Source organism: Glycomyces sambucus, from assembly GCF_900102815.1.
Lineage (GTDB): Bacteria > Actinomycetota > Actinomycetes > Mycobacteriales > Micromonosporaceae > Glycomyces > Glycomyces sambucus.
In genome coordinates, this window is record NZ_FNGF01000003.1 from 1 (window position 1) to 21,741 (window position 21,741).

The window sequence follows — 21,741 nt, forward strand, 5'->3', positions numbered from 1 at the left end:
TCTGCTGGTGCGCCACCGAGAGCGCGCCGACCTTGGCCGTGGGCGGCAGGTCGTCCACGCCGAGGTCGGCGAGGGTGGCGGCGGTGGACTCGACCATGGCGCGGCGGTCGATGAGCCCGCGCCGCTTGGGTTCGCGCCCGAGGTGCACGTTCTCGGCGACGGTGAGCTCGGGCAGGAGGTTGAACTCCTGGAAGACCGAGGCGACCCTGGCCTGCTGGGCCTGGAGGGGGTGGGTGAAGGAGACGGCCCGGCCGCCCAGTTCGATGGTGCCGGCGTCGGCGGTGTGGACGCCGGCGAGGATCTTCATCAGCGTGGACTTGCCGGCGCCGTTCTCCCCCACCAGTGCGTGGACCTCCCCCTGGTTCATAGTGAGGTCCACTGAGGAGAGCACGGGGACGCCGAGGAACGCCTTCCCGATGCCGCGCATGGCGAGCACGGGTTCGGCGGGCGCGGTGGAGGGTGCGGACGGGGGTGCGTCGCCGGTCGGGTCACCGGTCGCCACGGCATCGGTCGTGGTGTCGTCGACTGCGTCGTCGTTCATGTCGCCATCGTTCACTGCGGCACCTCCGCCCAGTCACGGGTGCGGGCCGAATCGGCGACGGCCTCGGCGATGCGGGCGGCGCGCAGGCCGTCCTCGAACACCGGCAGCCCGTCGGGGGCGCTCCCCATGATCGCCGCGCCGGTGTCGGCGACGAAGGCGTTGAAGCAGTCCTGGTAGCCCTGGGCGTGGCCGCCGGGGACGCGGGCGAGCCGCGCGGCGTCCTCGCTCAGGAGCTCGGGGTCGCGCATGAGCTCGCCGTTGATCTCGCGGCCGCCGATCCACAGCGTCTCGGGCCGCTCCTGGTCGAACGCGAGCGTGGCCTCGGTGCCCGAGACCTCCAGCAGGAGGCGGTTCTTGCGCCCGGCCGAGACCTGGCTGACGACGGTGGAGCCGATCATGCCCCCCGCGGTGGCGAACTGGAGCGTCACGATGTCCTCAGTGGAGACCTCGCGTCCGCCGCGGCGGCGGTTCGCGGTCGAGAGTTGGGCCGAGACGGCGGTGATGCGGTCGCCGGTGACGAACTCGAGGAGGTCGCACCAGTGGGAGCCGATGTCGCCGAAGGCCCGCAGCGCGCCGCCCTTGTCGGCGTCGACGCGCCAGTTGTCGTCGTCGGGCCGCAGCAGCCAGTCCTGGAGGTAGGAGCCGTGGGCGAGGGTGAGGCGCCCGACCTTCCCCGCGGCGACGCGGGCGCGGGCCTCGCGGACCATCGGGTGGAAGCGGTAGACGAAGGGCACGGTCGCCACCACGCCGGCCTCCGCGGCGGCCTCGGTCATGGCGCGGGCCGTGTCGAGGTCGGTGGCGAGGGGCTTCTCGCACACGACGTGCTTGCCGGCGGCGATGGCGGCCAGGGCGATCGGCGCGTGGAGGTGGTTGGGGACGCAGACGTGGACGACGTCGGCGGCGTCGATGAGCGCGCCGATGTCGTCGAAGACCGCCTCGGCCCGGAGCGAGGGCGCGGCGTGCCGCGCCCGCTCGGGGGTCGATCCGGCGATCCCGGCGACGGTGCCCCCGGCGACGGCGATGGCGTGGGAGTGCACCCGCCCCATGAAGCCGGTGCCGATGACGGCGGCGCGGTAAGTCGTCGGCCGAGTGATCGTGACGTGAGCCATATGACGACGGTAAGGCAGACTTATGACGGAGCACAAGCAAAAGTTGTCCGTGTTATGAAACAGTTATGACATGAGTACGACCGAACCCGTGTGGTTCACTAGTCCTGTGACAGATGGTTCGACCGGGCAGCCTTCAACCGCGCAGCCTTCAACCGCGCGGCACCGGGCGGCCCCAGCGGCCGCCGCCGGGGCCGGCACCCTGCTCCAGCTGCTGCGGGACGGCGTGCCCCGCACCAGGTCCGAGCTGTCTGCCCTCACCGGCCTCGCCCGGTCCACCGTCACCGGCCGCGTCGACGCCCTCCTCGCCGCGGGCTTCATCGCCCCCAGCGGCGAGACCGCCTCCACCGGCGGCCGGCCCCCCGCGACCTTCGCCTTCAACCCCGCCGCCAAGATCGTGCTCGGCGCCGACCTCGGCGCCACCCACGCCCGCCTCGCCGTCACCGACCTCGCCGGGACCGTGCTCACCGCCGTCAACGCCGACCTCGAGATCGCGTTGGGCCCCAAGGCGGTCCTCGACTGGGTCGTCGAGCACGGCCGCAAGCTCCTCGACGAGGTCGACCGGCCCGTGGCCGACCTCCTCGGCATCGGCATCGGCCTCCCCGGGCCCGTCGAGCACTCCACCGGGCGCGCCGTGAACCCGCCGATCATGCCCGGCTGGGACGGCTTCGACGTCCCCTCCTATGTGCGCGAACGCATCCCGGTGCCGGTCCTGGTCGACAACGACGTGAACATCATGGCCCTCGGCGAGCACTTCACCGCCTGGCCCGAGTATGAGCACCTGCTCTTCATCAAGGCCGCCACCGGGATCGGCTGCGGCATCATCGTCGGCGGCCAGGTCTACCGCGGGGCCCAGGGCGCGGCCGGCGACATGGGGCACATCCGCGTCGCGGGCGCCGACGACGCCCACTGCCGCTGCGGCAACACCGGGTGCCTCGAGGCCGTCGCCTCCGGCGCGGCCATCGCCACGGCGCTCACCGGCGAGGGCATCCCCGCGGGCGGGTCGCTCGACGTGGTCGAACTCGCGCGGTCGGGCTCCGTCCCGGCCCTCCAGCGCGTGCGCCAGGCCGGGCGCGACATCGGCGAAGTGCTCGCCGGGGCCGTCAACTTCTTCAACCCCTCGATCATCGTCATCGGCGGCTCGCTCGCGCTCGCGGGCGACCACCTCATCGCGGGGGTGCGCGAGGTCATCTACCAGCGCTCGCTCCCGCTGGCCACCAGGCACCTGCGCATCGCGGCCGCCCGCACGGGCGAGTCGAGCGGCGCGATCGGGGCCGGCGTCATGGTCATCGAGCACGCCCTCGACCCGGCCCGCCTGAACGCGGGCACCGCGGTCTGAAGCACCACGCAATGCGGAACGACATATTCAATAGGAACGGATGACCATGCAGCGCAACACTCTCGGCAACACCGGACTCGAAGTCGGCCCGCTGTGCATCGGCACCAGCACGCTCGCCGGGTTCACCGAGACGTACGGGTACGACGTGGACGACGAGCGCGCGGTCGAGACGGTCCTCGCCGTCTTCGACAGCGAGGTGAACTACCTCGACACGGGGAACAACTACGGCAAGGACGGGCTGGCCGAACGCCGCGTGGGCGAGGCGATCCGCCGCCGCGGCGGACTGCCCGAGGGCTTCGTCCTCCAGACCAAAGTGGACGCCGACCCGGTGACCGGCGACTACTCCGGCGCGCGAGTGCGCCGCTCGCTGGAGGAGAGCCTGGAGCGGCTCGGCGTGGACCACCTGCCGGTGCTCGCGCTCCACGACCCCGAGTTCATGTCCGCGGACCAGGACGGATTCGGGCCGGGCGGGGCGCTCGAAGCGCTCGTCGCGATCCGCGACGAGGGGATCGCCGACCACCTCGCGGTCGCGTCCGGGTCGGTCGAGGTGACGCAGCGGTACCTCGACACCGGCGCGTTCGACGTGGTCCTCAACCACAACCGCTTCACGCTCCTCAACCGCGAGGCGCAGGACCTGTTCGAAGGCGCGCGGGACAAGGGCCTCGGCGTGCTCAACGCGGCGCCGTACGGCGGCGGGATGCTCGTGAAGGGCCCGGCGCAGCAGCCGAAGTACTGCTACGGCGAACGCGACGAGGCGTTCGCCGCCAGCGCCCTCGCGATGGCGGAGGCGTGCGAGGCGGCGGGCGTCCCGCTCGCGGCGGCGGCCCTCCAGTTCTCGACCCGTTCGCCGCTCGTGGACTCCACAGTGGTCGGCATCTCCCGGCCCGAGCGCATCCGCGAGACCCTGGCGCTCCTGGCCGTCGAGATCCCCCCGGCCCTGTGGGTCGAGCTGGAGTCCCTGCGCCCGGACGCCCGCATCTAGGTCACGCATCGGCCTGGCCGCGAGCTCCGGTCTCCGGGCACCGCACAGGCCCGCCGCACCTCTGGGTTTGGGCCCCCGGTTCGCAATGGTGCCCGAGGGGTACGACATCGGCCCGGCCGGGAGCCGGATTCGCGAGCGGCCGCTGCTCTGTGCCGCCGCCCGTCGCCGGGCAACACACAGGCTCGTCGAGGCCCCGGGGATGGGCCCCCGATCTGCAAGCGTGCCCGAAGGGTACGACATCGGCCTGGCCGCGAGCGAAGCTCGCGGCCAGGCCGTCGCACTTGTCGGTTGGCCGCCGCTAGTTGGCCCGCGCGAGGCGCGAGACGACCATCAGGGCCTCGGACAGGCGGGCCGGATCGACGGCGCCCTCCTCGGGCAGGGCGATCTCGACCCGCGCCAAAGTCTGCTCGCCGTCGTCGTACCCGTAGCCCGGGTGGACCCCCGGGTCGGAGACGACGAGCAGGAAGCCGCCCTCGGGGAACGGCCGGAAGATCCCGTGCCCCTGCGGCCCCGACCGCGCGCTGCCGTACAGCCAGCCGCGCTTGAGCAGGCCGATCATCGGCCCCGACCCCGTCTTGCCGCCCTCGAACCGCGCCACCCGGCCGCTCGCGCGCTCCTCGTCCGTCAGCGTGTAGAACGGCCGCGCGAGCTGCTGGAACGGTTGCAGGATCTCGTAGTCGGCGAAGACCTCGGCCCAGGCCGCGACCTCCTCCCCCAGGTTGATCGGGTGCGCGACCCGCACCTCCGCGTCCTCGGGCAGGTCGAAGGGCTCGTCCTCGACGTCGGCCGCCGTCCGGTCCTCGGCGAGGCGGAACGACCGCCAGCCGTCCCCGGTCGAGCACTGCCACACCAGGCGCCCGGTGAGCTGCCACGCCACCGGGTGGTCGACCAGGTAGCGCCGGAACTCCGGCACGGTCCAGGTGCGGCAGTCGACCATCGCCGCCTCCATCCGCTTGACCAGTTCGGCCGCGGCCGTCTTGATGTCCTTGCGGAGCAGCCCGAACCGCTCGAAGGCGGCCTGCGCCGCCTCGGCGTCGTCCTTCGCCGCGGGCTTCGGGGCGCTCGCGCGGCGCTTGCCGGCGTCGTCCACCACGTACGGCTTCAGGTTCTCGTCGAACCTGACGGTGAACCGCCGCGGCCCGTAGTCGAGGACCAGCGGCTCGTCCGAGGAGAGCCCGAAATCGGGCACCAGGCGGTCGGCGAGCTGGTCGAGGCTCAGGTCCAGGCGCTCGGCGATGACCTCGATCTGGGCGGCCGCGGTCTTCTTGAGCGCCTTGAACTTCGCGTTCGAGGCGATCGACTGCACCGACCGCAGCGCGGCCTCGGACCCGATGTGCCCCAGGATCTCCAGGCCCCGCACGGCCTTGCGGTTCTGGCTCTGGCCGGGCCATTCGCGGATGAGCTCGGTCAGGCGCCGCACCGCGGCGTCGTCGGCGAACCGCCGCAGCTGGTCCATCGCCCAGCCGTCCTTCGAGGGCGCCCCGGAGGAGAGCCACAGCTCGAACAGGCCCCACGAGAACGACGTCAGCGACACCGGGTCGCACTCGGCCGCAAGGAGGTCAGCGCCCGGGTACAGCAGGTCCGGGTCGTCGAGGGTGAACGAGGCCATGAGGGTCCGCACCGCGTCGGCGGGCAGCGCGGCCTCGCGGCCGGGCAGCAGCACCGGCGGGAGCATCACCGGATCGGCCCAGGCCGGGCCCTTGGAGACGCGGCGCTGCGGGTCGAGCGGGTCGGCGTCCACGATCGCGGCGACCGCGGTCGCGGCGGCCGGACCGTACGCGGCGGCCGCTTCGTCCAGGGCGGCGCGGTTCGCCGCGGCGAGGTGCTTGAGTGCGTCGGCGGCGCTCTGGCGCTGCCTGCCGGCCTTGCCGAGCGCGTCCGGGATCAGGAACGCGGCGGCGTCGGCGGGGTGGCGGTCGAGCCAGGTCCGGCCGAGCGCGCGGTCGCCACGGGGCTTGGAGACCAGGTCGGCGGCGAGGCGGGCCGCGTCGAGGTTCACGAAGGGCAGCATGGCGGTCCGGTACGAGGGCCGCTTCTTGACGACCTCCAGGACCCGCGGCGCGGCCTCGTCGCCGAAGCGGGCGAGGATCGCGCGGACGGTCGCGACGCCGGTCCAGTTCGGCACCTCGCCCCGCCACAGCGGCAGCGCGGACCGCGCCCGCTCGTCCTCGGACCAGGCGAGGAGTTCGCAGAAGTAGTAGTGGTCGGGGTCGGGCCCCTTGGGCATCATGCGGTCCCACAGGCCGGGGCGGTTGCCGCGGATGTAGCTGTACTCGTAGCCGTCGTCGGGCATGGTCCCCCACGCCTCGCGCTCGCCCTCGGCCCAGCGCAGCTCGTCGGTCGCGGGGGCGGTGAGCCCGGCGACGGCGGTCTTCGCGGTCTTCGTGAACGGTGCCCAAGGGGGCGTGGCGAACACGTCGGGGACGGTCGCGGCGACGGGGTGCCTCGCGGTGGCGGCCAGCAGCTCCTCGACCCGCGCGCGGCGCTCGTCGTCGAGGTCCGGCAGGCGCGGTTCGAGCCCGAGGTCGCGGATGAGGCCGGCGATGCGGGCCTTGGCGTGCATGGAGGCGCCCGGCGCGGTCGCGGCGACGGCGCGGAGGGTGCGCACCGGGAACCGCGCGGCGGCCTCGCGGAGGGCCGCCAGCGCCTGGGGCTTGACGGTGCGTTCGAGGAGGTAGGCGATGCCGGTCTCGGAGGGCAGGAGGCCGATCGCCTGGAACATGAGGTCGCGGGCGTCGGCGGACGGCTTGAACTCGTGTTCGAGGCTGTCGATGAGCAGCGGGAGCGCGTCGAGGCCGAGGGCGTGGACGACCTGGCCGATCTCGGTGACGTCGAAGGAGGGGTCGTTGAGGAACCGGATGCCGGAGAGCTCGATCTGCTCGCGGCGGGAGATGAAGGACCAGACGGCCTTGGAGCCGTAGCGGGTGCGGCCGGAGGCGGCGTAGGCGGTGCACGCGTCGCGGACCCAGTCCTCGCGGTCGGGGGCGATGACGGCGCTGATGAACTGGTGGGCCTCAGTGGTGCGGCGGGCGCCGACGGCGTCGAGGACCTTCGCGTACTCGTCGTCGGGCAGCCGGGCCGTGAGGGTGCGCAGGTCGGCGAAGGCCGGGTCGCCGGTGTTGGCGTAGCGGGTGACGCCGTACATGCCCTGGGGGCGGAAGTGCAGCATCGAGTCGCCGGGGTGGTTCGCGGCGCGGTACCAGGTGAGGCCGTTTGCGTAGAACTCGGTCAGGGCCTCGGCGGCGAAGGCGAGGCCGTGGCGGGCGGCCCAGGCGTGGAAGGCGGTGGCGTCGACGGGGGTGCGGTAGGGGGCGAGGGCGCGTCCCGCGATGGCGGCGACGAACGCGGCGGCGAAGGGGTCGGGCTCCAGGGCGAGGCCGGCGCGGATCTGGTCCTCGGCGGGGGTGCCCTTCGCGGCCTCCAGCGGGGCTTCGAAGATCTCGGCGTGCTTGGCGTAGTGGTCCAGGAGTCGTTGCGGCGCTTCGGTGTCGATCACGACGGTCCGGGTGGCGCGGCCGCGGCGGTCGAGGAGGTGCTTCGTCCAGGCGTCCGGGAGCGCGAGGGCGTCTTCCCCGGGGACGGATGAGGAGTCGTTGAGGTTCACGCAGAAGAGCATAGGAACCGGGTCCGACACGGCTCCCGCTGCTACGGTGGCGCCATGGTGCGGATCGACAGGGCCGAGCGGACGGTGCCGGGGACCCCGGAGCGGGTGTACGCGGCGATCATGGACCCCGAGGCGCTGCTCGCGTGGCTGCCGCCGGCGGGCATGACCGGGCGCTTCGAGCACTTCGATCCGCGTCCGGGCGGGTCGTACCGGCTCACGTTGACGTATGCGGACGCCGCGGGGAGTCCGGGGAAGTCGACGGCGGACGCCGACACCGCCGACGGGCGGTTCGTCGAGCTGGTGCCGGGCGAGCGGGTGGTCCAGGCCGTCGACTTCGCCTCGGACGATCCGGCGTTCGCCGGGACGATGACGATGACCTGGACGCTCTCGGCCGTCCCCGGGGGGACCCTGGTAGCGATCGCTGCTGCGGACGTCCCTACCGGAGTGAGCCCCGAGGACCATGCGGCGGGCATGGGCTCGACCCTCGACAACCTGGCCGCCTATCTCGGCCGGTAGGTCTCGATCGACATCCCGGACGCGAAGGACTGCTTGGCGACCGGGTCGAAGCGGCGCGGTGCGTAGGGGCCGTCGAACAGCGGCAGGCCGCCGCCGAGGACGAGCGGGTAGCGCTTGAGGACGATGGTGTCGATCTCCTCGACCAGCGACGCTGCGAGCTTCCCGCCGCCGCACAGCCAGATGCCCTGGCCTTCTTGCTCTTTCAGTTCCCGCACGACCTTGAGCGCGTCGCTCGCGACGAAGGTGACGTCGGGGGCGAGGGCCGGGTCGAGGCTGGCGGAGAACACGTACTGCTTCAGGTGCGAGTACGGGCTCGGGGCGCCGGTCTCCAGGCCGGGCAGGTAGGTGCCGCGTCCCATGAGGACGGTGTCGAACTCGAGGTTCGGGGCGTCGGCGAGGCCGAGGGGCTCGCGGAACGCGGTCGGGATGGTCTCGGGCCGGATCCGATTGATGTAGGTCGAGATGTCGGGCTCGACGGGAAGGAGGTCGTACTCCCCGGCGGGGCCGGCGATGTAGCCGTCGATGGTGGCGCCGATGTAGTAGGTCAGCTCGCGCATACACACTCCGTTTGAAGTACTATGAATGAAGTGGTTTGAACTTACCACTACACTCGGAGTGGTGTCAACTAAGCATCGAGGAGACCCATGCGACAGAACCCCGAACGCCGCACCGCCCTGCTCGACGCGGCGATCGAAGTCCTCGCCGACCAGGGCGCCCGCGGGCTCACGTTCCGCGCCGTCGACCAGCGCGCGGCCGTCCCGACCGGCACGGCCTCGAACTACTTCCCCAACCGCGACGCGCTCCTGACCCAGGCCGGGCGCCGCGTCTTCGAGCGCCTCGACCCAGGACCCGAGGTGATCGGCGAATCGCTCGCGCTGCCGCGCACGCGCGCCTCGGTCGACCGGCTCATGCACGAGATGGTCGGACGCATCACCGCGTTCCCCTCCGGCCACCTCGCGATGCTCGAACTCCGCCTCGAATCGACCCGCCGGCCCGAACTGCGCGCCGTCCTCACCGAGCAGATCAAGACGAACCTCCAGGAGAACATCGACTTCCACCTCGACACGGGCATGCCCGGCGACGCGGACACGGTCGTCCACCTGTACCTGGCGCTGAACTGGCTCATCATCGAGCGCCTGACGCTCCCCGACCTCTTCGACGAGGCCCGCACCGACGCCCTCATCACCTCCCTGGTCGACCAGCTCGTCCCGCCGCGCTAGCAGCCGCGCCCGCAGGCACACCAGCCGGTGCCGCAACCCGAACCGCAGCATGAAGAACGACCGCCGCCGCAGCAGCAGCCAGCGCCCGGGCAGCAGCAGCCCGAACCGAACGTCGGCCCCGGGCCGCGCGAGAGTGCTCATCCCCCCACTGTCCCGATGCGAGCCCGACCCCACAACTCCGAACCGCTCAACCGAAATTCAGCACCGATGAACCCCCAGTTCACGAGGAACCCAGATTCAGCCCGACTGAACGACCGTTACCCGATTCGAAGCCGGAAGGACCGCATGGAGCCCGAGACGACCATCCGATACTCGACGGTATCGAGCCAGGACGACGACCACCTGGTCAAGCTGATGAAGCTGGACGACCTCATCGCCGCCCACGAGATCGCCAGGACAAGACGCTGGGGCGCCACCTGGACCACTGTCGACGCCCTCCTCGCTGAGGTCGATCCGGCCTCCCCGAAGTTCCTGCTCCCCGCCTTGAGGAACGCCGCCGGTGACACCCAGGTCGAATCGCTGCGCTGCCATCTCTGGTACCGGCCGCGATCCAGTACTTACGGCCGGGCAACGATCATCGACGTCGAACTCGCACAGTTCCGGGCACTCCCCACCCTTTCACCGGCGAAGACCACCACCGCACTGGAACTGCTGGTGGCGACCTTCCCTCTCACCGCAATCGACTGACCTGAGCGCCGGGCACTTCTGGGCCGCGCCGAGTCTCTGCCCCACGTGAGCACGACCGAGCCTGGTCAGGTTCCTCACCACAGCCCCAGTGAACCCTGCGGGAGAACGGATTCGGGACCATGCTCTCGGTACGCAGCGTCAAAGTCGGCGACCTCACGGCGCAATTCGGCGCGAGCAGGTCAGGTCCGGCACCGCGGCTCAGAGCGCAGAGGCGTGAGCGTGCGTGCATGGGACACGCCCGCCGGGGCGGCGGTAGGGTGCGAAGCGACCCCATAGCCTCTTTCTCAGGATCGACATGTCGTACGAAGACCGCCCTCGCAGCCCTGACGAGTACTTCACCTTGCTCAAATCGATCCGCGGCCAGATGATCGAGCAGGTTTTCTACCGGGATCTCTGCTACGACGACGAGGATTCCAAGACCGTCTTCTGGGATCACGGTCTGCTGCATCAACCGACGATGGGCGTGGAATTCAATGTCAACGGTCGATCGTTCTCGTTCATCTGGGGCCAGTCAGGTTCGGACTTCGGTTTGCAGTACTTCGCCGGCGAGCTGACCGAGACGGTCCGCAACACCCCTCAGTGCTGGGAGGTTACCGACCATCAGGCATGGCAGCCGTTCACCAGCCAGCCGATCCAGGACTTCGCCCTCTGGATCGACACCCACACCAACCTCGTCACCGCCATCGAACTCACCACACACGAGGAGCAGACCGTCTGGATCGTCAACGCCGACACCGACACCGAACATCGTCTGCTCGTCGGCACGGACGACCTGGTCGTGATCTTCGCCGAGGAGGTTGTGACCGCGACATTCGATTCCTCGCTGATCCGCCAGGTGCCGAACCGGGAAGACGCCAACCGATCCTAGGGGTCGTCCTCAGGCCAGCCACGTCAGAAACGATCGTAGTTGGCCGCACCGGTGGGGTGCTGGGCATGCGTTTGTTGGTGACACGGTGCCAGGTTGATTACACAGGTCGGCTTTCTGCCCATTTGCCAATGGCTGTCCGTTTGATAACATGGAAGGCAGACGGGTCCCGTCAGGTCACAAATCTCACCTGAGTCGATTTTTATCTCTGCGGGTTCCGTGCGACCTTCGCGATTGCCATGAGTGCCTCCGACATAGCGACAGCATCGATCGTGTGGTTCGCAGTTGGTAGAGCCAACTCGACGCAGTCCAGGGTGAGGTTGTCGTCTGGGCGGTAGGACGGGTAGAACGACGGCTTGGTCTCCATCGCAATGAAGCCGCCCCCGGAGAACTCGAAGTAGACGCTCCGCCGGCTTCCTTTGGGATCGGGGTCACCGTACTGCCAGCCGCGTTTGAGAAGTCCCATCAGAGGGCCGCCGTCCACTTCCCGGCCCACAAATCGGCTCAAGCGCCCGGACTGCCGCTCTTCCTCGGTCGGTGCGAGCACGGGACGCGCGAGCTGATCGAACGGCTGGAGGATCTCATAGTCGGCCAGGACCGCGGCCCACTGCTCGGCTTCATCGCTCAAGGTGGCCGGGTGCGCGAGTCGGACGACAGCTTCGTCAGGCAGGACCATCGGCTCGTCGTCGAGATTTGCAAAGGTGCGGTCCTCCGCGAGGCGGAACGAGGTCCACCTTGAACCAGAACCGGCTTGCCAGACCAGGCGGCTCGTCAGGTGCCAGAGCAGCGGATGGTCAACCAAGTAGGTCTGGAAGTCATCACCGGTCCAGTTGCGGCCGTAAACCATCGCGGATTCGAGGCGTCGCACTTGCTCCACCGCGACTTTCTTGAGGTCCTTGCGCATCGCGGTGAATCGCTCATATGCCGGCTGGGCAAGCTCGCGGTCGTCCTTCTCACCGGGCTTCGGCAGGTTGGCGCGACGTTTCCCGGAGTCCTCGACCACGTAGGGCCGCAGCTGCTCGTCGAACTTGACGGTAAAGGAGCGGGAGCCGTAGTCGAGGACGAGCGGTGTGACCGCATTCAGGCCGAAGTCCGGGACCAGTCGGTCGGCGAGCTGTTCGCGATTGAGGCCGAGCCGCTGCGCGATCGCGTCGATCTGATCGGCGGCCGCTTTCTTGAGCGCATTGAACTTCGTTTCCTCCGCGATCCCCCGCACCGCCCAGAGCGCAGCTTCGGTCCCCATGGCGCCGAGGATCTCGACGCCTCTCACGGCTTTGGCGCTCTGCCCCTGTCCAGGCCAGTCGCGGATCAGCGTGGCCAGGCGTCGCACGGTGTGCTCATCGGCGAACCTCGCCAACTGCGTCATGGCCCAGACGTCCTTGGAGGGACAGCCCGAGGCCGTCCACAGCTCGTACAGAGCCCACGAGAACGCGGTGAGTGCAGTCGCATCGCATTCGCGAACGAGCACGTCGACACCCAGATAAGGCCCCTCGAGTCCATCAATCGCCAGCGCGATCATCAGCGTCTTAGCAGCATCCACGGGCAACGCGGCAGCACCACCCGCGAGCAGCACCTGCGGCAGCGAGTGCGGATCAGCCCACGTGCCAATGCGCGGAAGGTTGTCGAGATTCGGGTCGAACGGATCAGGCTCGATCAGTGCCCGGACGGCTTCCGCGACAGATTCGCCGTACTGCTTCGCCTGTGTGTCCAGGACCTCCCGGCTTGACTCGGCCAGGTACCGCAACGCTTTGACAGCAGGCCTGCGCAACTTCGCGTCCGCACCGAGAGCGTCCGGGATGAGCAGCGCGGCCGCAGCGTCGGGATGCCTGCCGAGCCAGGCCAACGCAACGGCGCGGTCGCTCTGCGACCGCGTCATGCTGTCAGCTGCGGTCCTCGCCGCCTCGATGTTCACGATGGGAAGCACGGCCGGACGGAAGTCCTTCTTCGACCGGACGATCTGCATGACACGGTCGATCGCGGCGTCCGAGTGTCGGGCGAGGATCGCCTTGATCGTGGAGACCGAGGCCGAGCGGGCCCGACCATCCCATTGGTCGATCGCCGAATGGACCAGGTCTCCTGGGGCGTAGGCGAGGAACTCCGGGAACCACAAGTGATCGGTTCGCGGCCCGTCCGGCATCGAACGCTCCCAGAACCCCTGGTGGGCGAGATAGCTTTCATCATCGGCGAGGACCTGGAAGGCCTCCTGTTCGCCTTCGTTCCAGCGCAGTTCGTTCAATGGGGGTGCAAAGAGCCCGGCCAGCGGAGTCGGTGCTGTTCGATTCACGAAAGCCGCCCAAGGCGGCAACGTGAAGCACTCCGGCAGTGTCGATGAATCGGCCACCGGAACCCCCGCAGACATCGTCTGAAGCTGCTCGATCGCCTGTAGATCAACTTCGTCGAGCATCGCAACAGCCTGCTGTATTAGGGCGTTCGACTGCGAGATTCCGGCGAGCCTGGACTTGGCAGGACCAGTCGACGCCTCCGACACCGAGGCGATCGCTCGCAGGGTCCGAACCGGGAAGCGCTTCGCTGCGGCACGCGCCGCAGTCATCGGCCGCGCTTCGCCACTGCGTTCGAGAAGGTATTCGATCGCCGGGTCGGAAGGCAGGATTCCGAGCGCGTCAACCATCGCCCGTGCTACCTCAGGACGCTTGACCGACGGGCTGCTCAGGGACTTCACCAGGACCGGAAACGCGTCGACACCCAGCGCATCCACGAGACGGGCCACCGTCCCCACCTCGCACCGATAGGCATCGATCATGGATGCGCCGCTGGCTTCGAGGTGTTCCCGCCTCGACACGAAGGACCACAGGGCATCCTTGCCGACATTCAGCGGTCCATGCGATCGATAGAGCGAACACGCCTCCTCCACCCAGGATTCCTGGTTCGGCAACAGCATGGCGCTGGCGAATCGCTTCGAGTCATCCGATCGCATACCACCGACCGAGGCAACAACTGCTGCGTACGCCGAAGAGTCGAGCGCAGCCAGCAACGACCGGATGGGGCTGATCCAGCTGGCAACACCCCAAGTCCCTGCCAAGCGCTCGACATGCATCGGCCCGATTCGAACCTGCTGCCGAGAAACGACCCGAGGATGCAGCCAGGAAACGCTGGTACTCAACGCTTCGACCGCAGCTTTGACCGCGAAGGCGATTCCGTACTGCGCGATCCAGGCGTCCCGGGCAAGCTCTCGGTTATCGTTGGAAGCATCCACCCAGTCCAACAGTTTCAATGCCAGCGCGGCTCCGAGCGGGTCCGGTTCTCCGGCGATACCAGCGCGGATGGGCGCTTCGAGGGAGGGGTCGGGGAGCGCGCGGAACGCGTATTCGAGATACCGGGTCCCCTCGGCAAATCGTTTGTCGAGCTCGGCCGGGGCGTCTTGCTTGATCTCGACCGGCCGAGGCGCTCCACCGCCGGGCCGGTCGAGGGTGTGCCGCTTCCACGATCTGGGCAGCTCAAGCAGGTCCTCATCAGGCAACTGGCGCGGAGCCGAGGGGTTCACTCTCTTCATAGGAGTAAGGCTATGAGACAAGTGTGACATTCGTTCGCGACCCTGCACCTGTCACACCGCACAGACGGTTGCACTCGCGGTCCATGCCGCAGAGCGGCCGGTAGGGTGCTTGCCATGCGTTTGTTGGTGGCTCGTTGCCAGGTCGACTACACGGGGCGGCTTTCGGCCCATCTGCCCATGGCTACCCGATTGATCATTTGGAAGGCGGACGGGACGGTCCTCTGACTTTCCAAACCGCCGGTTTAGCCGCTCCCTGTCCGTTTTGAGGGGAGAATGGCAACATGAAGGTCCTTCCTGTCAAGCGCATCAGCAGGGACACCGAAACGTCCAGTGCCCTGGAGCGCCAGGACATCGAACTGCGGGAAGCGGTCGCGGTCGGCGGCCACGAGCTCGTTCACATGGTCGAGGACGCGACCGTCTCCGGAGCCGTCAATCTTGATGAGCGCCCGTCACTGGGCGAATGGCTGACCGAGCCGAAGGTCCACGAGTGGGAAGCCCTCATGGTCACCACGCAAGACCGCATCACCCGCGACGACATGCACTGGTGGCAGTTCGTCGGCTGGGTGCTCAAGCACAACAAGTCGGTGATCGTCCTCGACGACCCCTCGCTCGACCTCACGACCGAAGACGGCCGCATGATCGCGGGCATCAAGGCCACCCAGGCGGCGAAGTACCGCAAGACCGTGCAGGAGAAGAAGCTCAAGCAGACCGCCTACTACCGCGAGGTCAACCTCTGGAGCGGCGGCGTATGGCCCTTCGGGTACAGGACCGAGGCGATCATGTTCAACGGCTCGAAGCGGCTGCGTCTTGTCAAGGACGAGTACACCGCCGGCCTGATCCGCGAAGCGTACGAGAGCATCGTCGATCTCGGCTCGAACATGAACCGGATCTGTATCGACTGGAATGCACGTGGCATCCTCACCGCCACCGACTACCAGAAGACCGAGAACGCCAAGGCGAACAAGCAGGAAGCCAACACCAAGCCACGCGGTGTTCGGTGGCAGCCCTCGATCCTCAAGACGGTGCTCTCCAGTCCGACGCTCATGGGCTACGCGACCCACAAGGGCAGCATCATCCGCGAGGACGGGCTGCCGGTACAGCGCTCCGAGCCGATCCTCACTCGCTCCGAATTCGACCGGCTCCAAGAGGCGCTGGCGACCTACAGGAGCGCGGGCCGCCGACCGCACTACCCGCCGACGGTCTTGTCCGGTCTGCTCTTCTGCATCTGCGGGCTTCCGCTCTACTCGAACTCGTCGCGCCGCAAGCTCGCCGACGGCTCGTACAGGGAGTACCGCTACTACCTCTGCGCTGCCAGGTTCGCCGACCGGATGTGCCCCTATCGAGTCTCCTGGGACCGGGAGTACCTCAAGGAGTCGCTTGAGAGCTACTTCCTCGAGACCGTCGGAGACCTCGAGATCATGAACCGTGCCTTCGTCCCTGGCCGAGACCGCACCGCGGAGATCACCGAGCTCGAAGGCGCAATCGAGAACCTGGCCCAGGCCATCGCCACGGCGGAGTCCAGCATCGCAATTACAGCATTGACCAGTGCAATGGAACGTCACGCCAGGAACTTGGAGACGCTGCGCTCGTTGCCCGTGGTGCCATCATCTTGGACCGAGGTCGGCACCGGCGTCACCTATCGCGAGAAGTGGAACGTCCAGGAGGACTGGGAGGCAAAGGCCGAGATCCTGAGGCGCGGCGGGTTCAAGCTCTACTGCGCAGGAACTCCGCAGGCGCCGAGCCTGCACTTCCAGATGCCAGAGAACATCGAACGCCGACTTGATCTCAGCCCCATCGACTACCGCCCCGAAATCGAGCTGCGTGAAGGCATCCCGTACAACCGCGAGTCGGGCGAGCCGGTGGCTGCGCGGCTGGAGCCGCCGGAGCGTCGTAGAAGGTTATTCGAACGGCTCGCCCTCGTATCTGAACATGCCGTTGGGTTTCATGGGGACGAGGACAGGCTTGACCAAGCCATCCTCGACCTCCAACACCGCGAACCCTGGACCGCTGCCGAACGGTGGCTTCTGCCGCTCAGCGCGATGGCTCGCCGCCTGCAAGTGACCGACCTCCACCGCGTGCAGCGTCTGCCTCAGCTCACTCGGACCGCGGGTCTCCGAGGCGATTCCAAGGAACCCTGAGCATCCGCAGACGACGTTGACTCCGAGTTTCCGTGCCTCAGCCAGCGCCGTCGCGCCGACGGTCGAACGGCGTCGAACTCCGAGCGCCGCGCAGGCGATCACCCAGCCGGGAAGCAGTTCGACGTGACTGGAAAGCACCTCCACTTCGAATTCGGCGAGCATTTCCGCCAATTCGATCGGAGCATCCACACCGCGCTTCAATCGGGTTTGGCGTGGTATAGGGACGCGCCCACTCAGTCCGGGCATCGCGACGGGCCCTGTGTACACCGCTCGGAGCGGGCTCAGGTACTCCCGGGCGACGGACGCCAGCAGTGCCCCTTCCTCACTGCCCGTCTGCTCGGTACTCGAACGGTCCGCGAAGAGACCACCGATGTTGACCACGGCGGCCGGTTGAAGCCGTTCGATGAACCTCAGATGGCTCGAAAGCAATCTGAGTCCGTGGAACGGAAATCTGATCGGGCTGGTGATCACGACCAGGCCAGAACGGAGCCCGTTCAGGAGAGCACCACCCTTGGCCCTACGGGGAGTATGTTTCGGAGTCCCCAGGACCCGCACAACCTCGCTCTGAGCTGGCGTTCCACCCCTTGCCGCCCCCACACCGCCGGTAGGGGCGGTGTGGGGGTCGGAATTGGGGGCGGTGTGGCCCGCAGTGTGGGGATCGGTGTGCCCCGATTCTCGACTGGTCATGACCGCACCGCCGCCCCAAGTTCGCTCAACCTCGCAGGTCGTTCGGAGCCGAGCACTCGCCAGCAGGCACCGAGGAACCCAGCTCCGGCGCTTGTGGTTGCGATCAAGAACGGGAACCGACGGCCCGCGAGATGATCGTGAAAGTTGCGCTCGCGGCCCGGTCGGATGATCTGAAGCAGCACGAGTCGATTTCCGCCGACCGGCTGCTTGGCCGCGTAGCGATCAAGCTTGGCAGCCAGATAGCCGAGCGGTTCAGAGCCGGTGTCGTACTCGAAGAAAAACGGCGTCGAGCACCCCTCTCCCATGAGAGTTCCGGCGCCGTCGGGTCGAACCTTCCCAAGGAACAGGCCGGCGGCCTCGTCCTCGCACAGCCACGAGCCCACCGTCAACCCACCCGCCTCACGGGATTCGGCATGCATGCGAGCGAAGAAGGCGTTGACCCCCTCAAGGTGGCCTCGTTTCCGGGACACCGCGAGCTGATGGACCGCCAGGGCGACCACTGCTCTGGTCGGCGCTGACTCCCCTTGCCGCCAGGCGTGCACACCGCCACCCCAGTATCCGAGCGTGTACCGGTACGCCTTCCGGTTGTCGTCCCGGAAACGGGCGAGCACTTCCATCTCCACAAGCGTCACCGCTCGCACTCGGGCGGCCCAGGTCGACGGAAAGTACAGGTCGGCCATTTGCGCGGCGGTGAGGACGCGATGGCGGGCCAGTGCATCTATGAGCTCCATGTCCCGCCCGGTCAGGCGTTCAAGAACCTCGGAGAAGTCCTTCGTCACCTGACCGGGAATCCGCTGTGCGCTCAAGCGGCCTCACCGAACCTCTCCTCGTCCTCCCGGCGCTGCTCGGCGAGACGCTGTCTGAGGATCTTGGTGAACGGCCCTGGTACGGGCGGTATATACGGCCGCCCGGTCGCCTCGGCACGAATCTGCTCAGCCTTCCCGACGATCGGCGCGGGCGGGTCCGTCCGCAGCGTGAACGCCGGAGCCGCCACACCATCGACGATCAATCGGCAACCCGCCTCCCAGGCACCCATCCGAGCAAGATCTTCCTCACCCAGTTCGGGCAGCGTGTGCCGCTGAAGCCGGTGTGCATCCTCCGGACTCGCGTTGAAGAACACCTTGTTCCGCGCGTTCGCCGATATCCCGTCGGCAAGTTCGCGGTTGAGCTGGCCGAGATGCTGGTGGGCGAGCACCAGACCCATGTGCAGCCCCCGGGCCTCGGCGAGCAGGTCCTCAATCTTGTAGGGCAGGTTGAGGAAGTTGTGCGCTTCGTCGATGTACAGCACCGTCTCCGGCCGCTCATGGTCCGGCAGTTCGGACCGGCGCATGGCCGTCTGCCACGCCTTCGCGACCAGAACCGAACCCATCAGCGGCACTGCGGACTCGGGCATCTCACCCTTCGGAAGGCGCGCGAGCACGATCCCGCCTGAGTCGAGCACCTTGCCGATGTCGACGGGATTGGTGGGCCTGCCGAAGGTCGAGCGCATGAACTTGTTGCCGAACATCGCGTCGAAGCGCGAGAGGATCGGCCCGATCGCCTGGTGGCGGCTGGTCTTGTCCAAGTCCTCCCACCAGGCCCAGAACCCGAGCAATTGCTCGTCGCCTGGGTCCAGACGCTTAACGACTTCCCTCCAGTAGTCACGATTCATCATCAGCTCGGGAAGATCCACCAGGTCCAGCCCCGCAGCGATGATGGTTCGAAGGCCGTTCCGCAGGATGTAGTCGGCTCGCGGACCCCAGTGCCGTTCCCAGAGCTTGTTGCAGATACCGACCATGTGATCGACTGCGATCTCGCTGTTCGGCCCCGACAGCGGGTAGAACCCGTGCCCGTTCGGTTCCGATGGGTCGATCAGCACGACGCGGCCCTTGACCGTCTCGGGATTGAGCCGGTCCAGCAGGTCATTGATCAGATCGCCTTTGGGATCGATGACCATGACACCGTTGCCGCTCTTGATTTCGGCGAGAATCATGTTCTGTTGCAGCGTCGACTTTCCGGTCCCCGTTGCGCCGAGTACATGAACGTGTTGGCGGGCGTCAGCCGCAGTGAGCCCGACCTTTCGACCACCCTGAGCGGCACGACCGAGCGGCTTGACGTTTCGGCCTCCCGAACGCACCGCCTCGATTGGACGCACTCGCCGCGCCCTCGCACGCTCCATGACTGGAACGATCTCGTCGAAGGGCAAGTGCGCCAGCGCAGCGATCTCCGGCGTGTTCAGCAGCACGGTCGAACCGAGCGCCCACGTGTTGACCAGCCGCTCAGGCCGTCGAAGTTGGCGCCTGTTCACCCCACTCCCTCCCGCGAGTGAACGAACCGAAGCTCCGACCTGCTCATTGACCGCCTTCATCTGGGCCGATCGACCCTCAGGCATGCTGACCGCCCATCGAGCCGAACCCGACCACAAGGTCCCCTTCGACACTCGGTCCTGGAGGAGCTTGCGCTTGTGGGAGATCCAGGCCGCCTCGGGTACCGGACGAGCCGGTCCGGAGCCGGGCGACGAAGCCGGGTGCACGATGTCGAGCAGCTCGTTCGCGAGGCTCTTCATGAACGAACTGCCGCCGCTGTCACCGTTCGACCAAGCGGCCTTCGACATCCGGGACATCTGGCGACGACTCGCGGGACGAGCCGCGACCTGTACAACCAGGCTGGTGTCCGCATCGAGCTCGCCGATGTCGTGCGCCAGGAACCGCATCACATCGAACCCTGGAGTGCCTGGCCCGACCGGAACGTCGACGTCTTTGGGCCAGGAGAGCCTGCCGCCTTTCAGGCGAGCCTGCAGCCGCAACGGCGGGTCGGCCTCGACAACCGCTGTCGAGGCGCCGGGCCACGCCGCCTCGATTGCGCCTTCGATGAGTGCGGTGTCGATGCACGAAGGCACCCATACGCGGACCGTCATACGTCGGCGATCGACCCGCATCTCCCAGAGCACCCAGGGCTGTCCGTACCAGTACCGACGCCAGGTTGACCTTGCGATCGAGCCGAGGTGCTTCCAGAACACCTCCCCGCCCGACTCGGAGACCGTCCCAGGAGCGGCGATCTCGACGTACTGGGACCCTGCCGTCCAGCGCCTGCGCTCACGGCCATGGAGAGCTCGCCGTATCAGTTGCACGGCGAGCGCGGCAGCCAGGCAGATGGCTGCGAGAGCGACGAGCATCCGGACCTGTGGACTCTCCCACAAGTCAGCCAGGAGGCCCCTCAGATCGCTCCCCGGGGAGGGGAACGTGTTAATGTTCCATTCGTTGCTCATGCTTTTTCCTCTCGTTTGAATGAGCATCTTCGGGTACAGCTCCGCCCCGAAAAGGGCACAACTGGAACAGCGCGAGCACGGCATCGGGCCAAGCTCACAAGTATTCAGTTAGGGCATGACCAGCGCTTCTGCGACAGGAAGTACGCAGGCAGTGCTCGACATGTCATGTACGCATGGGAAGCCTTGAAAAGCGCAGAGCGCGCACTCCAACGGCACTAGTCAGTGGTCTCAGATGTCCGACTACAGTCCTCGTGGATCAAGGTGAATGAAGACCACCTGTCTCAGCGGACAGAACTCACCAAATCGACATGTCGAGTCGTATCGTGCTCAGGCTCCGAAAATAAATCCGCTATTTCTGTGAAGCGCGCGTGAACATTCGAGAGTTGGCTTTTACAATCCTCGCTGGACGCCGAGCGTTATCGAGCCCCTCAAGCCTCCGGCCCGAACCTTCTTCCTGGATATAGGCAGGGTGCGCGGCAGCTTCCGCGCAAGGGTGCGCTGGGTGCGCGCACCCTGAGCCGCATCGCACGCCCAGAACACGACGAACGGAGCGGGCACCGCCATCAGACGGTGCCCGCTCCGTTGCATCAATCGGGGCGTGGGGCCGCCGCCACCTCGGCGGCCCCACTTGGGGAGGGAAGGGTCTATCGCCCGTCGTTCGCGGCGGCCTGGGTCAGGATCGCCTCACTCTCGCGTCGCCATTGGCGACGGCGTTCGTCGGGCGTGCCCTTCCAGCCTGGACGGGTGACGAGCCCGCAGATTCGTCCTTCGTCATGGAGTAGGTCGGCCACCGGGGTGAGGCCGTTCTCGACGTTCACCACGCTGAGGACTGCGTGCTCGGACGCGACGGTGGGCTCGACGGCGAACCGGAAGCCGTCGAGGTCGAAGATCCCGATGACACTCGTGGGGAGCGGTGCAGGCCGGACCGGCCGCTGAATCTCGGCGTGCCAGTCTGCGATGAGCGAGGCGATGTGGTGCCGCTGTTGCCCTTTCCAGGCCCGAGTCTGCTCGTTCCAGGGAACCTCCCACCGAACTTCCCGGACTACCCCGCCCGCGTGAAGCGCATAGCCGATCTTCACCGCTTGGCCCTGGTAGTCCAGCCACACCGAGGCGTATCCGGTCTTGCGACGAGCTTTGAGCGACAATAGGTTCCCATTCGTGGTCTGCCACTCCCCCAGCACTTCGAAGCGGCCCTTGCTCCCACGGGCCCCGTCTTGCGAGGTCTCACCGACCATCGTTCCGCCCTCCATGGTCAACCCATCACCTGCATGGATGACGCCTTGCAACGATCAGGCATC

General features: G+C 67.8%; 15 protein-coding genes and 2 pseudogenes. 9 read left to right on the plus strand and 8 right to left on the minus strand.

Annotated features, from left to right (window positions below; all coding sequences use genetic code 11):
• Positions 1–427: ATP-binding cassette domain-containing protein (locus BLS99_RS09780; protein ID WP_342761270.1), on the minus strand; the 427-nt coding region annotated here is incomplete at its 3' end.
• 125 nt (positions 428–552) lie between these two features.
• Positions 553–1,650 carry a Gfo/Idh/MocA family protein gene (locus tag BLS99_RS09785; RefSeq protein WP_091047928.1) on the minus strand — a complete coding sequence of 366 codons (1,098 nt, stop codon included), beginning with the start codon at positions 1,648–1,650 and terminating at the stop codon, positions 553–555.
• A gap of 106 nt (positions 1,651–1,756) precedes the next feature.
• On the opposite strand from BLS99_RS09785, the gene BLS99_RS09790 reads away from it, so the two are divergent.
• Together BLS99_RS09790 and BLS99_RS09795 are read left to right on the plus strand one after the other, a co-directional pair.
• Entirely contained in the window at positions 1,757–2,986 is a 1,230-nt protein-coding gene (locus BLS99_RS09790; protein WP_245712206.1) for an ROK family transcriptional regulator, read from the plus strand.
• A 46-nt stretch (positions 2,987–3,032) separates the two neighbouring features.
• Positions 3,033–3,968 (plus strand): aldo/keto reductase, encoded by a 936-nt coding sequence (locus BLS99_RS09795; RefSeq protein WP_091049563.1) that lies wholly within the window; start codon positions 3,033–3,035, stop codon positions 3,966–3,968.
• 298 nt (positions 3,969–4,266) lie between these two features.
• Here the strand turns inward: BLS99_RS09795 and BLS99_RS09800 are convergent, their stop codons facing one another.
• On the minus strand, positions 4,267–7,572 hold the full coding sequence (locus BLS99_RS09800; protein WP_143034733.1) for a DUF4132 domain-containing protein: 3,306 nt from the start codon (positions 7,570–7,572) through the stop codon (positions 4,267–4,269).
• Positions 7,573–7,626: 54 nt separating this feature from the next.
• On the opposite strand from BLS99_RS09800, the gene BLS99_RS09805 reads away from it, so the two are divergent.
• Positions 7,627–8,088 (plus strand): SRPBCC family protein, encoded by a 462-nt coding sequence (locus BLS99_RS09805; RefSeq protein WP_091047937.1) that lies wholly within the window; start codon positions 7,627–7,629, stop codon positions 8,086–8,088.
• On the opposite strand, the gene BLS99_RS09810 is transcribed toward BLS99_RS09805, so the two are convergent.
• Complete coding sequence (locus tag BLS99_RS09810) at positions 8,073–8,645, minus strand: dihydrofolate reductase family protein (protein ID WP_091047940.1); 573 nt, start codon at positions 8,643–8,645, stop codon at positions 8,073–8,075. The two genes, BLS99_RS09805 and BLS99_RS09810, sit on opposite strands and share 16 nt — an antisense overlap.
• Positions 8,646–8,732: 87 nt before the next feature.
• Here BLS99_RS09810 and BLS99_RS09815 point away from each other — a divergent pair, with 87 nt between their 5' ends.
• The 4 genes and pseudogenes from BLS99_RS09815 to BLS99_RS09830 form a co-directional block, all read left to right on the plus strand.
• A complete protein-coding gene (locus tag BLS99_RS09815; RefSeq protein WP_091047944.1) occupies positions 8,733–9,308 on the plus strand; it encodes a TetR/AcrR family transcriptional regulator in 576 nt (191 codons plus the stop codon).
• A 285-nt stretch (positions 9,309–9,593) separates the two neighbouring features.
• On the plus strand, positions 9,594–9,995 hold the full coding sequence (locus tag BLS99_RS09820; RefSeq protein WP_091047946.1) for a hypothetical protein: 402 nt from the start codon (positions 9,594–9,596) through the stop codon (positions 9,993–9,995).
• A gap of 295 nt (positions 9,996–10,290) precedes the next feature.
• A complete protein-coding gene (locus BLS99_RS09825) occupies positions 10,291–10,863 on the plus strand; it encodes a hypothetical protein (RefSeq protein ID WP_091047949.1) in 573 nt (190 codons plus the stop codon).
• A gap of 65 nt (positions 10,864–10,928) precedes the next feature.
• Positions 10,929–11,039: pseudogene (locus tag BLS99_RS09830) on the plus strand (endonuclease NucS); the annotation flags it as partial.
• A 23-nt stretch (positions 11,040–11,062) separates the two neighbouring features.
• Here BLS99_RS09830 and BLS99_RS09835 read toward each other — a convergent pair.
• Entirely contained in the window at positions 11,063–14,371 is a 3,309-nt protein-coding gene (locus BLS99_RS09835; RefSeq protein ID WP_176953293.1) for a DUF4132 domain-containing protein, read from the minus strand.
• Positions 14,372–14,485: 114 nt separating this feature from the next.
• Between BLS99_RS09835 and BLS99_RS09840 the strand changes: the two are divergent.
• Positions 14,486–14,590: pseudogene (locus BLS99_RS09840) on the plus strand (endonuclease NucS); the annotation flags it as partial.
• 62 nt (positions 14,591–14,652) lie between these two features.
• A complete protein-coding gene (locus tag BLS99_RS09845; RefSeq protein ID WP_091047956.1) occupies positions 14,653–16,509 on the plus strand; it encodes a recombinase family protein in 1,857 nt (618 codons plus the stop codon).
• Between the two features lie 683 nt (positions 16,510–17,192).
• On the opposite strand, the gene BLS99_RS09850 is transcribed toward BLS99_RS09845, so the two are convergent.
• From BLS99_RS09850 to BLS99_RS09860, 3 genes are all read right to left on the minus strand, one after another.
• Positions 17,193–18,002 carry a replication-relaxation family protein gene (locus tag BLS99_RS09850; RefSeq protein WP_143034734.1) on the minus strand — a complete coding sequence of 270 codons (810 nt, stop codon included), beginning with the start codon at positions 18,000–18,002 and terminating at the stop codon, positions 17,193–17,195.
• The gene (locus BLS99_RS09855; RefSeq protein WP_091047963.1) at positions 17,999–20,443 is read right to left on the minus strand and encodes a type IV secretory system conjugative DNA transfer family protein; all 2,445 of its coding nucleotides are present in this window, start codon (positions 20,441–20,443) and stop codon (positions 17,999–18,001) included. Before BLS99_RS09855 ends, BLS99_RS09850 begins: the two co-directional genes overlap by 4 nt.
• A gap of 644 nt (positions 20,444–21,087) precedes the next feature.
• Positions 21,088–21,678, minus strand: a complete 591-nt coding sequence (locus tag BLS99_RS09860) for a hypothetical protein (protein WP_091047967.1) — start codon at positions 21,676–21,678, stop codon at positions 21,088–21,090.
• Positions 21,679–21,741 lie beyond the last annotated feature (63 nt).

Coding starts and splice junctions, on each gene's coding strand:
- BLS99_RS09785 (WP_091047928.1), bottom strand. CDS start 1,650: ATGGCTCACGTCACGATCACTCGGCCGACGACTTACCGCGCCGCCGTC.
- BLS99_RS09795 (WP_091049563.1), top strand. CDS start 3,033: ATGCAGCGCAACACTCTCGGCAACACCGGACTCGAAGTCGGCCCGCTG.
- BLS99_RS09805 (WP_091047937.1), top strand. CDS start 7,627: ATGGTGCGGATCGACAGGGCCGAGCGGACGGTGCCGGGGACCCCGGAG.
- BLS99_RS09810 (WP_091047940.1), bottom strand. CDS start 8,645: ATGCGCGAGCTGACCTACTACATCGGCGCCACCATCGACGGCTACATC.
- BLS99_RS09815 (WP_091047944.1), top strand. CDS start 8,733: ATGCGACAGAACCCCGAACGCCGCACCGCCCTGCTCGACGCGGCGATC.
- BLS99_RS09820 (WP_091047946.1), top strand. CDS start 9,594: ATGGAGCCCGAGACGACCATCCGATACTCGACGGTATCGAGCCAGGAC.
- BLS99_RS09825 (WP_091047949.1), top strand. CDS start 10,291: ATGTCGTACGAAGACCGCCCTCGCAGCCCTGACGAGTACTTCACCTTG.
- BLS99_RS09835 (WP_176953293.1), bottom strand. CDS start 14,371: ATGAAGAGAGTGAACCCCTCGGCTCCGCGCCAGTTGCCTGATGAGGAC.
- BLS99_RS09845 (WP_091047956.1), top strand. CDS start 14,653: ATGAAGGTCCTTCCTGTCAAGCGCATCAGCAGGGACACCGAAACGTCC.
- BLS99_RS09855 (WP_091047963.1), bottom strand. CDS start 20,443: ATGAGCAACGAATGGAACATTAACACGTTCCCCTCCCCGGGGAGCGAT.
- BLS99_RS09860 (WP_091047967.1), bottom strand. CDS start 21,678: ATGGTCGGTGAGACCTCGCAAGACGGGGCCCGTGGGAGCAAGGGCCGC.